Origin of the sequence: Streptomyces sp. NPDC101237 (assembly GCF_044767465.1) — a bacterium.
Lineage (GTDB): Bacteria > Actinomycetota > Actinomycetes > Streptomycetales > Streptomycetaceae > Streptomyces > Streptomyces gramineus.
The window spans coordinates 376,138-391,569 of the sequence record NZ_JBIWNY010000006.1; the positions used below are offsets into that span (position 1 = coordinate 376,138).

A 15,432-nucleotide genomic window follows, 5' to 3' on the forward strand; every position below is an offset into this window, starting at 1 on the left:
CTCGAAAAGCTTGAACCGATGCCCCGGCACGTCCCCCTTCCCCAGGGAGACCGCCGGGGCTTCCGGCATTCCGGGCGCGCCCCGTTCCACGGCGGCTCGCCGCCCGCGTCACCCAGGCCCCTTCGCTCCGGTCCGGAGGTCAGCTCCGGCCGCGTGAGCGGGCCGCCCGCGCGATGGTCACCACGGCCTTCTCCAGGGCGTACTCCGGATCGTCTCCGCCGCCCTTGACTCCCGCGTCGGCCTCGGCGACGGCCCGCAGCGCCACCGCGACCCCGTCGGGCGTCCAGCCACGCATCTGCTGCCGCACCCGGTCGATCTTCCAGGGCGGCATTCCGAGCTCCCGAGCGAGATCCGCCGGCCGTCCGCCGCGCGCGCCCGACAGCTTCCCGATCGCCCGCACACCCTGCGCCAGCGCACTGGTGATCAGCACCGGGGCCACCCCGGTCGCCAGCGACCAGCGCAACGCCTCCAGCGCCTCCGCCGTACGCCCCTCCACGGCCCGGTCGGCGACGGTGAAGCTCGACGCCTCGGCGCGCCCGGTGTAGTAGCGCCCGACGACGGCCTCGTCGATGGTGCCCTCGACGTCGGCGGCGAGCTGGGTCACGGCGGAGGCCAGTTCCCGCAGGTCGCTGCCGATGGCGTCGACGAGCGCCTGGCAGGCCTCGGGAGTGGCGGAGCGTCCCAGCGCGCGGAACTCTCCGCGGGTGAACGCGAGCCGGTCCGCCGGCTTGGTCATCTTCGGGCAGGCGATCTCCCGCGCCCCCGCCTTGCGGGCCGCGTCCAGCAGCCCCTTGCCCTTGGCGCCGCCGGCGTGCAGCAGCACCAGTGTGATCTCCTCGGCGGGCGAGGCCAGGTAGGCCTTCACGTCCTTGACCGTGTCCGCGGACAGGTCCTGCGCGTTGCGTACGACGACGACCTTGCGCTCCGCGAAGAGCGAGGGGCTGGTCAGCTCGGCGAGCGTGCCGGGCTGCAGCTGGTCCGGGGTGAGGTCCCGTACGTCCGTGTCGGCGTCGGCGGCCCGGGCGGCGGCCACCACCTGCTGCACGGCGCGGTCGAGGAGCAGTTCCTCCTGCCCCACGGCGAGCGTCAGCGGGGCGAGCGGATCGTCATCAGCGGTCTTCTTTGCCATCGCGCCAAGCATCCCACGGCCCACTGACAACGCCGCCGCGCGCCTACTACGGCTCCTCCCGCCATCCCTCCCACTCGCCGGCGAACTCGTCCAGCGCCGCCGGGTCCAGGCGGGCCTCGGCGTCCCTCAGCAGCACCAGCCACTGGGCGTCCTCGGCGTCGTCCTCCCCCGCCAGCGCGTCCCGGACCAGCCGCGGCTCCTCACCGATCCCGAAGCGCTCCCCGAGCGCCTCGGCGGCTTCCTCGGCCGCGTCGCGGTCCGGCAGCACCAGCACGTGTCTCACATCGCTCACGGCACCATTGTCGGCCACGGCCGTCGGCGGCGAGGAGGCGCCCGACCGGCTCAGCCCTTGGGCACGATCTGCACGTCCAGGTCGACGCGGATACTCGGTCCGACCACCGCGATCCCGCGCGCGAGCATCGTCTGCCAGCTCACGGTGAAGTCGTCGCGGTGCAGCTCGGTCGTGGCCCGGCAGGCAGCCCGGACCTCGCCCTCCATGCCGTTGCCGAGGCCCAGGTACTCGGTGTCGAGCGTCACGGTCCGGGTCACGCCGTGCAGGGACAGCGCCCCCGTGACGGCCCACCGGGAGCCGCCCCGGTGGGCGAACCGGTCGCCGTAGAACTCCAATGTCGGAAAGCGCACGACGTCCAGGAAGTCCGCCGACCGCAGATGGTCATCCCGCATCCGCACGCCCGTGTCGATGGTCGCGGCGTCGATCACGACGTGCAGGGCGGACCGCTCCATGGGATCACCGATCCGTACCGCGCCCGCGAACGAGTTGAACCGCCCGTGGATCCTCGCCAGTCCGATGTGCCGCGCGGTGAAGGCGATCGAGGAGTGCGTCGGTTCGATCTCCCAGTCCCCCGCCGCGGGCAGCTCCGGCGGCCGGGCGGCCTGGAGGGTGACGTCACCGAGCGAGGCGAGGCTGTTCTCCGCGACCTGCGTGACGGCCCGGTACGGCGTGAACCCCTCGGCGGACACCGCCACCCGGTACTCGCCGGCCGGCACCGCCGTCACGAACGAGCCATAGGGATCCACACCGCCGCTCACCACCGTGCGTCCCAGGGTGTCGGTGACCGTGAACTCGGCGTTCGTGACCGGCTGGTCGACCGGGTCGAGCACCCGGCAGCTCACCACTCCGGCGTCGGGCGGGGTCTGCACCGCCGTGAGGGGACTCGTCCGCTGCGCGCGATTCGTCCGGTTTCCCCTCAAGCCGCCGAACATCCACGTCACCTCTGCGCACCTCGCCACCGTCACCGACGAAGGAACATTCGATCATCGAAGATGCTTTCGGGGCAACTCGGGACCACATTCCGGGAATCCGGCAGATACGCCGGAACCGCCTGCGAGGAGCAGGCGGGGCATCCGTGCCGGCGAGGCCTTCCGCACCGCCCGGATCAGCCGTTTCAGCGGGTGACCGACGCGTCCCGTACGGCGGGCACACCGTCCAGTTGGATGCCGAACCGCTCCCGGTAGACCGCCAGTACCTCTTCGTCCCCCTCCAAGTCCCGTACCTCGCGCGCCCCGTCCGCGGCGGTCGTCGTCAGCGTCCGCCCGCCGAGGGTGATGCGGCCGCCGTCCTCGGTGAGCCGGGAACACACCAGTGACCGGGTGAAGTGGGACGACGGCGAGGTGCTGTGCCACCACGCTCCGGCCGCGAAGTCCCCGAGGACGCGCGGCCGGACCTCCAGCCGGTACTGCGGCTTGCCGTTCCGCAGCACGTCCAGATCCCCGGTGCCCGCACGGGCGTCTCCCCCGGCGCCCGCCGCGTCCGGCCCGGCTCCGGCGATCCGGAACGTGCCACCCGGATCCTCCTGCTCACCGCGCTCCGCGAACGCCAGCGGACGGTGACTGTGCGCCCCGAACCCGACATCGGCGAGCCATTCACTGCCGTCCGCCGTCCCGACGCGCAGCGCGAGATGGTCGTAGGGGATCCCGAGCCGCCCCTCGTCCCCGTACACCCGCGCCGCCAGCAGCGTGACCTCGAAGCCGAGCGCGGCCAGCAACGCCGAGAAGGCGCCGTTGAGTTCGTAGCAGAACCCGCCCCGGCCAGCGCTGGTCACCTTGTCCAGCAGCCGCTCCGGCGTCAGCACGATCTCCTCGCCGAGGTGGATCGACAGGTTCTCGAAGGGCACGGTTCGCAGATGCCTCAGATGCAGATCGTGGAGGGTCTCGGCGGTGGGCCGGGCCGGGCGGGCGGCCCCGAGCCGGCGGAGGTACGCGTCGGTCTGCGCGGGGTTCAGCGAGTTCATGCCCTCAGTCTCGCGCCACCGCCAGCTCCCCCGCGCCGCGCCCCGTCCGGCCGCCGGTCACGGCGAGCGCACCGTCCCGGTCGGTCCGCAGCACGACCGCCCCCGCGGCCCGCAGCCGCGCCACCGTGTCGGGCGCCGGGTGCCCGTACGGGTTGTCCGCCCCGCACGAGATGAGCGCCACCCGGGGCGCCGCCAGCCGCAGCAGCCGCGGATCCTGGTATGCCGACCCGTGGTGGGCCACCTTCAGCACGTCCACCCGAGCGAGCTCGGCGGCGGCCGGTGATCTCAGCAGCTCCTGCTGGGCCGGCGGTTCGAGGTCCCCGAGCAGCAGCATCCGCAGTCCGGCCGAACGGACCAGCAGGGCGACGCTGGCGTCGTTCGGGCCGTCGGGCGACGCCACCGGGTCCGGGGGCGGCCAGAGCACCTGCCAGTCCAGCCCACCGGTGGCGCGGCGCTCTCCGGCGACCGCGCGGGTGACGGGGATCCGGTGCTCGGCCGCCTCTCTGCGCACGAACTCGGCCTGCTCCGCGGGTTCCTCGAACCCGGTGGTCTCGATCTGCGCCACCGTCCGCCCGCGCAGCACCCCGGGCAGCCCGGCGACGTGGTCGGCGTGGAAGTGCGTCAGGACGACCAGCGGGATGCGGGTGATGCCGAGTTCCCGCAGGCAGTGGTCGACCAGGGCCGGATCGGGTCCGGCGTCCACCACCACACCCGTGCCGGCGCCCGCGGCGAGCACCGTGGCGTCGCCCTGCCCCACGTCGCACATCGCGAGCCGCCAGCCGGGCGGCGGCCAGCCCGTGATCACCCGGGTCAGCGGCGCCGGCCGCACGACCAACAGCGCGAGGAGCACCGCGAACGCCCCGCACCACCAGGGATGCCGCAGCGCCCGCCGTCCGAGCGGTACGACGACCACCGTGACCGCGGCCAGCAGCAGCGCCCCCGCCCAGCTGCCGGGCCAGTCCACTCCCGCGCCCGGCAACGCGGCCCCGGACCGGGCGATCCCGGCGATCCATCCGGCCGGCCAACCCGCGCACCAGGCCAGCGCCTTGGCGAACGGCATCGCCACCGGGGCCGCCGCGAGCGCCGCGAACCCGAGGACCGTGGCCGGCGCGACCGCGATCTCGGCCAGCAGATTGCAGGGGACGGACACCAGGCTCACCCGCGCCGACAGCACCACGACCACCGGCGCGCACACCGCCTGCGCGGCGGCGGCCGCGCCCAGTGCCTCGGCCAGCCGCTCCGGCACCCGGCGCCGTCGCAGCGCCTCGCTCCAGCCGGGCGCCAGCACCAGCAGCGCTCCGGTGGCCAGCACGGACAGCACGAAGCCGTAACTGCGGGCCAGCCACGGGTCGTAGAGCACCAGCAGCAGAACCGCCGTGGCCAGCGCCGGGATCAGGGATCGGCGGCGGCCGGTGGCCAGGGCCAGCAGGGCGACGGCTCCGCAGACCGCGGCCCGCAGCACGCTGGGATCCGGCCGGCACACGACCACGAATCCGAGGGTGAGTGCGGACGCGAACAGGGAGGTCGATCGCAGCGACAGTCCCAGGCGTGGGGCGAGGCCGCGCCGCTCGACCTGCTGCGCCAGTCCCGGCGGGCCGATGAGCAGGGCGAGCAGGATGGTGAGGTTGCTGCCGGAGACCGCGAGGGTGTGCGCGAGATCGGTCTGTTCGAATGCTTCGTCCAGTTCGGGCGTGATGCGCGAGGTGTCGCCGACGACCAGTCCGGGCAGCAGGGCCCGCGCGTCCGCGGGCAGCCCCTCGGTCGCCTCCCGCAGCCCTGCCCGCAACCGTCCGGCCAGCCGCTGTGGAGCGCTGGGCTCGCCCACCACCGCCGGCGCCGGATGCTCCCGTACCCGCAGCATCGCGGCGGTCCGGTCCCCACCCGCCGTCGCCGGGGCCAGGCGGCCGCTCACCCGCAGACGTGTGGACGGGAGCAGCCCGAGCCACTGCGCGCGGCCACCGCCGCCGGGTGCCCGGACGCCCGGGTCGACGGCCATCAGCACCGGTGACCGCGTCGTCACCGCCGTCCCGTCGTCGTTCTCCACTCGCCGTACCTCGCCGCGCACCAGCACGGCGACCGGAGTGGCATGGTCTCCGCGCACCCGTGGCCTGCTGAGCCACGGGTCGCCGGTGAGATCCACCTCGACGGTCACGGTTGCGTAGGCGCGGGCCAGCCGGGGTACCGGGCCGCGGTGCACGTCCGCCCCGTGCAGCCCCGCGGAGGCGGCGGCTCCGGCGACGCAGAGAAGCAGCGCGCCGACGGAGGCTCGGCGCCAGGCCGGTCGGAGGGCCGGGACCTCGTCGGCGACGGGGTCGGCGGGCTGGTGGTGCGGAGATGCGCCGGCGATCGTCAGCCTGGGCGCGGGTGCCGGAGGGCCGGCCGTCGCCGTGCCAGGCCCGCGGTTCGCCCGGCTCCGCCACAGCAGGGCCAGGCCGACGACGAGGCAGACGGCGGCGGTTCCGGCCGTCCATGTGACCGGCGCGTCCAGGGTCAGCGCCGCCGTCGCCCAGGTGGCCAGCGCCGGCGGCACCAGCCGCAGGTCGGCCGCCGCGTCCTGCCGGGGGTGCGCGGTGCCGAGCCGGCCACCAGACCGGGCGTGCGGGGCCCCGCGTACGGTCCTGGTGCCCGGCTGTGCCTCGTCGGTCGTGGTGCTCATGGCCGTACCAGGTCCCGCAGGTCGGAGAAGCGGCGGTCGCCGATGCCCTTGACCTGGCGGAGTTCGTCCACCGAGCGGAATCCGACGTGCGCGGTGCGGTACTCGACGATGTGCTGGGCCAGGACCGGGCCGACGCCGGGCAGGGCGTCGAGCTGCTCCACGGTCGCCGTGTTCAGGGAGATCGGTGCGGACGGACCCGTTCCCGCAGCGGCACCGCCTGGCGCCTGCCCCGGAGCGGCCGGCGGGGCGGGGCCCCCGACGACGATCTGTTCGCCGTCGACCAGAAAACGGGCGCGGTTGAGTCCGCCGGTGTCCGTGCCGGGCCGTACCCCGCCCGCCGCCCGCAGCGCGTCGGCGACCCGGGAGCCGGCCGGCAGGGAGTGCACGCCCGGCTCACGCACCTTGCCGGTGACATCCACGACGACCTCGCCACCGGAGCGCGCGGGCCCGGCAGGCGCCGCAGTGGTGTCGCCGGCCTCGGCGGGAACCTTCTGTCCGCTCTTCTCGTAGGGTGCCTCGGCCCGCACCACCTCCGGGGCGTTCACGGTCTCGGTCCGGCCCGACCAGAAGTGGTGCACGGCCAGGGCGCCGGCGACGACGAGGACCACGCCGAGCGCGACCGCGCCCCGGCGCTCCAGCCCGCAGCGGGCCTGCAGCCACACCGGCATGCGCTCACGGACGGCGAGCCCGACGCGGGTCCGCAGGGCGGGAAGCGCCGGGCGGCGCGGGGCCCTGCTGTCGTCGCCGAGCACGCGGGCCGAGGACATCACGGCGGCGGCCGTGGACAGGACGGCCGCGGCGGTGCGTACCCCGGACGCGGCGGCGCGCATCCCGGAGGTGGCCGCGGTCAGTCCGGCCGCCGCACCGGTACCGGTCACCGTTCCCGCGCGCGGGGGTCCGTGTTCCGGTCCGGGCCTGGTGACTCCCCGTTCGCCGAAGAGCAGCTGCGCCCGGCGGCGGAGTTCTTCCGCGGGGGCCGGGCGGTGCCGGGCGCGGAGCAGAACCGCGGGCCGGCGGTTCCGGCTCCGGCCGTCCGAGGTGGGGCCCCTGCCTGGGCCGCTGGTCGCATGGGTCGTGTGTGAGCGTGATCGAAGTGCCATGCGACGAGGATGGGGCTCGTCACCGATCCGCGATGATCTTGCTCAAGTTCCGTGGACGGCGGCCCGGTTGTGGACAACTTCACCACCCGTACGAGTGAGAGCCACGGGCCGGCCGCCCGGTGATCCACAGGTCACCGCAGTGAGACGACCGCTCCGAGCAGGCCGGGGCCGGTGTGCGCGCCGATCACCGCGCCGACCTCGCTCACATGCAGCTCGGCGAGCCCCGGCACCCTCGCCCGCAGCCGGTCGGCGAGGGAGGAGGCCCGCTCGGGGGCGGCGAGATGGTGGACGGCGATGTCCACCTCGGCGCCGCCGGCCCGCTCCGCGGCGAGTTCTTCCAGGCGGGCGATGGCCCGGGACGCCGTCCGTACCTTCTCCAGGAGCTCGATCCGTCCGCCGTCCAGCTGAAGCAGGGGCTTCACGGCCAGCGCCGAACCCAGCAGCGCCTGGGCCGTGCCGATACGGCCGCCGCGGCGCAGATAGTCGAGGGTGTCGACGTAGAAGTACGCCGAGGTGCCCGCGGCGCGTTTCTCCGCCGCCGAGACCGCCTCGTCGGCGGTGCCGCCCGCCTCGGCGGCCTCGGCCGCCGCGAGCGCGCAGAACCCGAGCGCCATGGCGACCATCCCGGTGTCCACCACCCGTACCGGGACGGGTGCTTCACGGGCCGCGACGACCGCCGCGTCGTAGGTGCCGGAGAGTTCGGCGGACAGGTGGAGGGAGACGATGTCGGTGGCACCGGCATCGGCGACCCTGCGGTACGTTTCGGCGAACACCTCGGGACTGGGCCTGGACGTGGTGACGGAGCGCCGCTTCTGCAGCGCCTGGGCCAGGGAACGGGTCGAGATCTCGGTGCCCTCTTCGAGAGCCCGGTCACCGAGGACGACGGTCAGGGGAACAGCGGTGATGCCGTGCCGCGCCATCGCCCGCGGCGGCAGGTAGGCCGTTGAATCGGTGACGATCGCGACATGGCGGGACATGAGCTGGAGGTTACCTGGCGTAGTCCAGGGGCGGCAGCCCGCCCCCGACCGTCCCGACCAGGACCGGCCGTCTCAAGTGGTGCTCTCCGGCCGGGGCTTCTTCTGCCAAGGGTAGGCCTGACGGCGGCCGGGCGGGGTGATCGCGGGCTGTGCCGGACCCTCGTCCGGGGCGGAGCGGGGAGGCTCAGGCCAGGTCTGCCGGCCGGCCTGGCCGGCGGCGGCCTCGGGCCACGGCGAAGACGCCGAGGCGGAGGCCGGGGTGGGACGGGTCCAGTGCCGCAGGGCGTCCGCCTCGACGCCGATCTGCGTGCTCAGGGTGTCCAGATCGTCGTCGGCGAACCGGTGGGCCCGGTCGCGCACCGCCCATCGCAGCGCGTCCGCGGACTCGGTGATGCGGGTGGTGCGCCCCCGCAGGTCGGGCAGTCGGGCGGCGAGGGTGGTGCGGTCGGGCTCGGCCTCCAGGCGCCTGAGATCGCTGTCCAGTTCGTGCCCGTGCACGCTGAGCCGCTGGAAGAGGGCGAGGGACTCCTTCAGCGACTCGTCCTCGGCGGCGCCGGCGTCCAGCGCGTCCTGGGTGGCCCGCATCGAGGTGCGCAGGGCGAGACGCAGCTGTGCGATCTCGGCGGCCGGACCGATCTGGACCACGGACTTGGCGCGCAGGGTGTGGTCCTCGACGGTCCGCCGGGCCTGCGTGATCGTGCGGTCCACACCGCGCTTGGCGGCGCCGACGGCCTTGAAGGTGACGTAGGCCCCGCCCGCGACGAACAGCAGGAAGAGCACGGCGAATACGGCGATCACTGTTTCCACGGTGCTCCTCCTCGGCTCCCGGTCGCTCGACCGCTTCCGAGCACGGCGGGGGCGGCCGCCCTCTTCAACGGTAAACGCAAAGGGCAGGCCCGGAGTTCCAGAAAAACCCCGAACCTGCCCGTAGGGGGCCGCCGGGGAGGCGGCCCGCGGCCGTCAGGCCGTGACGATGTTCACCAGCTTCGGGGCGCGGACGATCACCTTGCGGATGCCCGCGCCGTCCAGCGCCGCGACGACCTTCTCGTCGGCCAGCGCGGCCTTCTCCAGCTCGTCCTCGGAGATGCCCGGCGGCACCTCCAGGCGTGCCTTGACCTTGCCCTTGATCTGCACGACGCAGGTCACGGTCTCGTCCACCAGGTAGGCCGGGTCGGCGACGGGGAAGTCCCGGTGGACGACCGAGTCGGTGTGGCCCAGCTTGCGCCACAGTTCCTCGGCGACGTGCGGGGCCAGCGGCGCGATCATCAGCACCAGCGGCTCGGCGACCGTCCGCGGTACCGCGCCGCCCGCCTTGGTCAGGTGGTTGTTCAGCTCGGTGACCTTGGCGATGGCGGTGTTGAAACGCAGGCCCTCCAGGTCCTGACGGACCCCGTCGATCGCCTTGTGCAGCGCACGCAGCGTCTCGTCGTCCGCTTCGCCGTCGGTGACGGTGACCTCACCGGTCGCCTCGTCGACGATGACGCGCCACAGCCGCTGCAGCAGCCGGAACTGGCCGACGACCGCGCGCGTGTCCCACGGGCGGGAGACGTCCAGCGGGCCCATCGCCATCTCGTACAGGCGCAGCGTGTCGGCGCCGTACTCGGCGCAGATCTCGTCGGGAGTCACGGCGTTCTTCAGGGACTTGCCCATCTTGCCCAGCAGGCGGGTGACCTTCTCGCCCTGGTGGAAGTAGGCGCCGTCCTGCTCCTCGACCTCGGTGGCGGGCACCGGGAAGCCGCGGCTGTCGCGGTAGACGTAGGCCTGGATCATGCCCTGGTTGAACAGCTTGTGGAACGGCTCGGCGGACGAGACGTGTCCCAGGTCGTACAGGACCTTCGACCAGAAACGGGCGTACAGCAGGTGCAGCACGGCGTGCTCGGCGCCGCCGACGTACAGGTCGACACCGCCGTGCGGCATGCCCTGGCGCGGGCCCATCCAGTACTGCTCGATCTCCGGGTCGACCAGCTGGCGGTCGTTGTGCGGGTCCAGGTAGCGCAGCTCGTACCAGCAGGAACCGGCCCAGTTGGGCATGGTGTTGGTCTCGCGGCGGTACTTCTTGGGCCCGTCGCCCAGGTCCAGGGTGACGTTGACCCATTCCTCGTTGCGCGACAGCGGCGTCTCGGGATGGGTGTCCGCGTCCTCCGGGTCGAAGGTGCGCGGCGAGTAGTCCTCCACCTCCGGCAGTTCCAGCGGCAGCATCGACTCGGGCAGCGCGTGGGCGACGCCGTCCTCGTCGTAGACGATCGGGAAGGGCTCGCCCCAGTAGCGCTGGCGGCTGAACAGCCAGTCGCGCAGTCGGAAGTTGACCGTGCCCTCGCCGATGCCCTTGCGGGCCAGCCACTCGGTGATGCGGTCCTTGGCCTCGGCGACCGGCAGGCCGTCCAGCTTGATGTCGTCGTGGGAGGAGTTGATGATCTTCGCGTCGTAGGAGGCGAAGGCGTCCTCCCAGGTGGAGGTGTCGGTGCCGCGGCCGTCGGTCGGCTCGACGATGCACACGATCGGCAGTTCGAAGGCGCGCGCGAACTCGAAGTCGCGCTGGTCGCCGGCCGGGACGGCCATGATCGCGCCGGTGCCGTAGCCCATCAGCACGTAGTCGGCGATGAACACCGGGACCTTGTCGCCGTTGACCGGGTTGGTCGCGTACGCGCCGGTGAAGACGCCGGTCTTGTCCTTGGCCTCGGCCTGCCGCTCCACGTCCGACTTGGCGCCGGCCTGCGCGCGGTACGCGGCCACGGCCTCGGCGGGCGTGGCGTGGCCGCCGGTCCACACCTCGTGGGTGCCCTCGGGCCAGGCGGCCGGGACGAACGTGTCGACCAGCGGGTGCTCGGGGGCCAGCACCATGTAGGTCGCGCCGAACAGGGTGTCGGGGCGCGTGGTGAAGACGGTGATCTTCTCGCCATCGATCGGGAAGTCGACGCGGGCGCCCTCGGAGCGGCCGATCCAGTTGCGCTGCTGCAGCTTGATCGCCTCGGGCCAGTCCAGCGCCTCCAGGTCGTCCAGCAGCCGGTCGGCGTAGGCGGTGATGCGCATGTTCCACTGGCGCAGCTTGGCCTTGAAGACGGGGAAGTTGCCGCGCTCGGAGCGCCCGTCGGCGGTGACCTCCTCGTTGGCCAGCACGGTGCCCAGGCCGGGGCACCAGTTGACCGGTGCGTCGGAGGCGTAGGCCAGCCGGAACTCGCCCAGGACGTCGCCGCGCTCGGTGGCGGTCAGCTCGTTCCACGCGCGCGTGTGGCCCGGTACGGCGCGCTCACCGGACTCGAACTGGGCGATCAGTTCGGAGATCGGGCGGGCCTTGTCCGCTTCGTCGTCATACCAGGAGTTGAAGATCTGCAGGAAGATCCACTGGGTCCACTTGTAGTAGTCCGGGTCGATCGTGGCGAACGACCGCCGCTTGTCGTGGCCCAGGCCCAGCCGGCGCAGCTGGGCCTTCATGTTCTCGATGTTGGACTCGGTGGAGACGCGGGGGTGCGTGCCGGTCTGCACCGCGTACTGTTCGGCGGGCAGGCCGAAGGCGTCGAAGCCCAGGGTGTGCAGGACGTTGTGGCCGTTCATCCGCTGGAAGCGGGCGAAGACGTCGGTGGCGATGTACCCCAGGGGGTGGCCGACGTGCAGTCCCGCCCCGGACGGATACGGGAACATGTCCATGATGAACTTCTTGGGCCGGGCGACGAGCTCGGGGTCGCCGGCCAGGTCGCCCTTGGGGTTGGGTGCGGCGTAGGTGCCGTCGGCGTCCCAGAAGTCCTGCCAGCGTGCCTCGATCTCAGCCGCCAGGGCGGCCGTGTAGCGGTGCGGCGCAGCCTCCGTCGACGTGGCGGCGGCAGCGGGGTTCGTCTCGCTCATGATCCTCAAAGCTCCATCGATCGTCTCTGCCTGCGGCTGCGACTTTCTAGAAACGAAAAATCCCCTCGCACAGGAGGGGACGCCGCGCCGATGCCGACCGGCCGTATGGTCCGGCGGTCGGTGCTGATCAGCGCGGCCCGCTAAGCAGAAGGCGTACGGCACGCATGGCGTCAGGGTACCGCAGCGCTTGAGCAAGCCGCGACGCGCTTACGTATCAACGGTTGACACGTACGCCCAAGGCGACAATCAGGACGAAAGTTGAACCAGGTTCAAAAATTACTTCGCGTAACAACCGCTAAGGGGCATCACGCGACCCATATTGCCCTTTGGTAACAACGCAATAACTCAAACCTCGTACTGATCGGTATGGCGCCACTTAGGCTGCGGCACCGGGACCGCTTTCCCGAACTGCTCGGAGTTGCCCCCATGAACCCTCGTCGTAGTAACAGCTCGCTCCCCAAGCCAGGCCGTTCGGTCTGGGGGGTGGCGTCTGCTGTCGTTCTGCTGCTCATACCCGTGGTCGTGCTGACCGGTGGCAGCCAGTTCCAATCGTTTCTGAACTTCGGCGCGGGCGTGCTGTCGCTCGTCTCGCTGAGCTGTTCGGTGATCTGGGGTCTGATCGCACAGGACCGCATCTTCCTCAACACCCGCCAGCGGATCGTCGGACAGGCGGTCCACCGGACGACCGCGGTCGCCTCGATCGCGTTCCTGCTGGTGCACATCGTCACGAAGATCGCGCTCGATCACACCGTGGTGATCGCCGCGATCATCCCGTTCTCCCTCGGCGTCACCGGAAGCGCCGGTCTGATCGGGCTCGGCTCGCTGGCCGGACTGCTGATGATCTTCGTTGGCGTCACCGGTGCCCTGCGCAGCAACTTCGCCGCGCCGGCCGTGGTGGCGGCCCGCTGGCGGGCGATGCACATGCTGGCCTACCCGGCCTGGTGCGCCGCACTGATCCACGGTCTGTTCGCGGGCCGCGCGGCGAAGCCCTTCTTCATGATCTCGTACGAGCTCTGCCTGGTCGGCGTGATGGCCGCACTCGCGCTGCGCGCCGCACCCCGCCCGTTCAAGCGCAAGGTCGCCGACCGTCTCGTCTCCGTTCTGGGCAGCTCGGAGCGTCCCGAACTGGACGACCTGGACGCCAGCCGCGCGCGGATGGGCGAGTCGGGTCTGTCCGGCTACGACGGCGGTCGCGACCGTGAACGCGAGCCGAGGTCCTCTCGGGCGCGCGCCTCCGCGCCGCAGCCCCATCCGCTCTTCCCGACCGGTACACCCTCCGCCGAGCCGGCCTCCGGTTTCGCGGCCGCCTACCGTGCCACTTCGCCGGGACAGCCCCAGTCGCCGTTCGCGGCCGGTCAGACCGCCCGCATGGAGCGGCTGGATCTGCAGGCCACCGAGTCCTTCCCGCGCATGGACGACCCCAACAGCACCTCGGGCAGCTGGCCGGTCCCGTCGCCGCCGCCGGTCGGCGAGGCGCCGCCGTCCGCGTACGACCCGCTCCAGGACACCGGATACAACATCCCGGTCTATGGCAATCCGGGCGCCGCTGGAACAGGTGGACGTGATGTGTACGACACGGGTGAGACGAACCCCGGCTATGGCACGTACAACTCGAATGACACGTACAACAGCGGTCCCGCCAACGAACCAGCGCCCGGCGCTTCATACGACGCACCGGGTTCGGGCGAACCTTGGAACACGCCTTCCGGAGGCTATAGGTGAACGAGGCCCTGCCCGACGTACCAGAAGTCCGAGTGGTCGGCCTTCCGCAGCTCACGTCGGGTTTCGACCTTGTCGAAAGGCTCGATCTGCCCATGCACCTCAAGGTGCACGGGCCGCTTGAGCCCTTGGGCGGGGAGCAGCTCGCGCAGCTCTCCGAACGCATCAACCTGAAGGGTCGCGGCGGCGCGGGCTTCCCCTTCCACAAGAAACTGCGGTCGGTCGCCGAAGCGGCGATCAAACGCGGTGTCCGGCCGGTGGTCGTCGTCAACGGCAGCGAGGACGAGCCGGCCTGCCGCAAGGACACGGTGCTCATCAACCGTGCCCCGCATCTGATCCTGGACGGCGCGCTGCTGTGCGCCGAGGCGCTGGGCGCCCGCACGCTCGTGGTGGGGGTCACCAGGGAGTCCACGCAGCGTTCCATGGAGCAGGCGCTCGCCGAGCGCGGTCTGAGCACCGGTCGCCGTTCGGCCCTGAAGGCGTTCGTGCAGCGCAACCCGGTCCGCATGGTCACCGGTGCCGCCGCGTCACTGGTCCGTTCGATCGACGGCGGCCCCGCGATCCCGCCGGGCCGCAAGACCAGCGCCTCCCAGAACGGTGTCGGCGGCGCGCCCACGCTGCTGTCGAACGCGGAGACGTTCGCGCAGTTGGCGATCGCCGCCCGGATCGGCCCGGAGCGTTACGGCAACACCGGCCTGTACGACGAACCGGGCACTGTCATGCTGACGGTCTCCGGTGCGGTCGCCCGTCCCATGGTGATCGAGGTGCCCACGGGCGTGCCGCTGCGCTATGTCCTGCAGCTGGCCGGCGCCCCGCCGGTGCCGCAGGGTGTGCTGACCGGTGGCTACCACGGGAAGTGGATCGACGCGGCCACGGTCAACGAGGCGATCGTCTCCCGCAACTCGCTGGACGCGGTGGGCGGTGCGCTGGGCGCCGGCGCGATCCTGCCGATCACCCAGGACACCTGTCCCCTGGGCGAGTCGCTGCGGGTCGCCCAGTGGCTGGCGGAGGAGAGCGCGGGACAGTGCGGTCCCTGCTACCTCGGCCTGCCCGCTGCCGCGCGCGGCATGGAGGACATCCTCAACGGCGGCGGTCCGGCCGCCCTGGAGGCCCTCAAGCAGGTCGCCAAGAACGTCAAACGGCGTGGTGCGTGCTCGCATCCGGACGGCTCCGCGATGTTCCTGGAGTCGACGATCAAGGCGTTCACCGACGACCTGGCCGCGCACGTCCTCGGGAACGGCTGCGGACGGCCCGTGGAGGGCGTTCTGCCGCTCTTCGAGGGTGGCAAGACGCCGACCGGTATCCCCGGCGGTGCGGAGCCCGAGGAAGCCGGCGGCAGTCGGCAGAAGATCCACGTGGACTGGACGCTGTGCCGGGGCCACGGTCTGTGCGCGGACATCCTTCCGGAGGTCTTCGAACTGGGTGCGGACGGCTTCCCGACGGTGGCGCAGGCGAAGGTGCCGCGCTTCGCGGAGGCCAAGGCGCTACGCGCGGTGCGCCGCTGCCCGGCGCTCGCCCTTCGCCTCGAGGAGGACACGCGTTCCCAGGCTCCGGCCAAGAACCTGCCGGTCCTCTCGCAGGGCCGCGGTCGTCGAGCCCTCGGCCGCTGATCACACGGGCACCACACGTGGTGGGGGGGGGCCCCCCCCCCCGGGGGGGCCCCCCCCCCCCCCCGGCCCCCCCGCCCCCCCCCCCGTGTTTCCGTGGTGGCCGCCCGCGTGGGGCGGCGCCGACCCCAAAAAGACCCCGCCCAACAAAA

General features: G+C 72.5%; 11 protein-coding genes. 2 read left to right on the forward strand and 9 right to left on the reverse strand.

What is annotated here, in order from left to right:
- Positions 1-139: 139 nt before the first annotated feature.
- The 9 genes from holA to leuS form a co-directional block, all read right to left on the reverse strand.
- Positions 140-1,129, reverse strand: coding sequence for a DNA polymerase III subunit delta (gene holA, locus ACIRQ9_RS12965; protein ID WP_404170864.1), 990 nt, complete (start codon positions 1,127-1,129; stop codon positions 140-142).
- A 46-nt stretch (positions 1,130-1,175) separates the two neighbouring features.
- Positions 1,176-1,421 (reverse strand): hypothetical protein, encoded by a 246-nt coding sequence (locus ACIRQ9_RS12970; RefSeq protein ID WP_404170867.1) that lies wholly within the window; start codon positions 1,419-1,421, stop codon positions 1,176-1,178.
- Positions 1,422-1,471: 50 nt separating this feature from the next.
- On the reverse strand, positions 1,472-2,353 hold the full coding sequence (locus ACIRQ9_RS12975; RefSeq protein WP_404170937.1) for a YceI family protein: 882 nt from the start codon (positions 2,351-2,353) through the stop codon (positions 1,472-1,474).
- Between the two features lie 182 nt (positions 2,354-2,535).
- Positions 2,536-3,372 carry an arylamine N-acetyltransferase gene (locus ACIRQ9_RS12980; protein WP_404170940.1) on the reverse strand — a complete coding sequence of 279 codons (837 nt, stop codon included), beginning with the start codon at positions 3,370-3,372 and terminating at the stop codon, positions 2,536-2,538.
- A 13-nt stretch (positions 3,373-3,385) separates the two neighbouring features.
- Positions 3,386-6,037, reverse strand: coding sequence for a ComEC/Rec2 family competence protein (locus ACIRQ9_RS12985; protein ID WP_404170870.1), 2,652 nt, complete (start codon positions 6,035-6,037; stop codon positions 3,386-3,388).
- Complete coding sequence (locus ACIRQ9_RS12990; RefSeq protein ID WP_404170873.1) at positions 6,034-7,137, reverse strand: helix-hairpin-helix domain-containing protein; 1,104 nt, start codon at positions 7,135-7,137, stop codon at positions 6,034-6,036. Before ACIRQ9_RS12990 ends, ACIRQ9_RS12985 begins: the two co-directional genes overlap by 4 nt.
- 131 nt (positions 7,138-7,268) lie before the next feature.
- A complete protein-coding gene (locus ACIRQ9_RS12995) occupies positions 7,269-8,114 on the reverse strand; it encodes a DegV family protein (protein ID WP_404170876.1) in 846 nt (281 codons plus the stop codon).
- A gap of 72 nt (positions 8,115-8,186) precedes the next feature.
- Positions 8,187-8,921: a hypothetical protein gene (locus ACIRQ9_RS13000; RefSeq protein WP_404170879.1), complete on the reverse strand. Its 735-nt coding sequence runs from the start codon at positions 8,919-8,921 to the stop codon at positions 8,187-8,189.
- Between the two features lie 153 nt (positions 8,922-9,074).
- Positions 9,075-11,954 carry a leucine--tRNA ligase gene (leuS, locus tag ACIRQ9_RS13005; RefSeq protein ID WP_404170882.1) on the reverse strand — a complete coding sequence of 960 codons (2,880 nt, stop codon included), beginning with the start codon at positions 11,952-11,954 and terminating at the stop codon, positions 9,075-9,077.
- A 426-nt stretch (positions 11,955-12,380) separates the two neighbouring features.
- On the opposite strand from leuS, the gene ACIRQ9_RS13010 reads away from it, so the two are divergent.
- Both ACIRQ9_RS13010 and ACIRQ9_RS13015 read left to right on the forward strand, forming a co-directional pair.
- Positions 12,381-13,676: a cytochrome b/b6 domain-containing protein gene (locus ACIRQ9_RS13010; RefSeq protein WP_404170885.1), complete on the forward strand. Its 1,296-nt coding sequence runs from the start codon at positions 12,381-12,383 to the stop codon at positions 13,674-13,676.
- Positions 13,673-15,283 (forward strand): NADH-ubiquinone oxidoreductase-F iron-sulfur binding region domain-containing protein, encoded by a 1,611-nt coding sequence (locus ACIRQ9_RS13015; RefSeq protein ID WP_351940256.1) that lies wholly within the window; start codon positions 13,673-13,675, stop codon positions 15,281-15,283. Before ACIRQ9_RS13010 ends, ACIRQ9_RS13015 begins: the two co-directional genes overlap by 4 nt.
- The last annotated feature ends 149 nt before the right edge of the window (positions 15,284-15,432 follow it).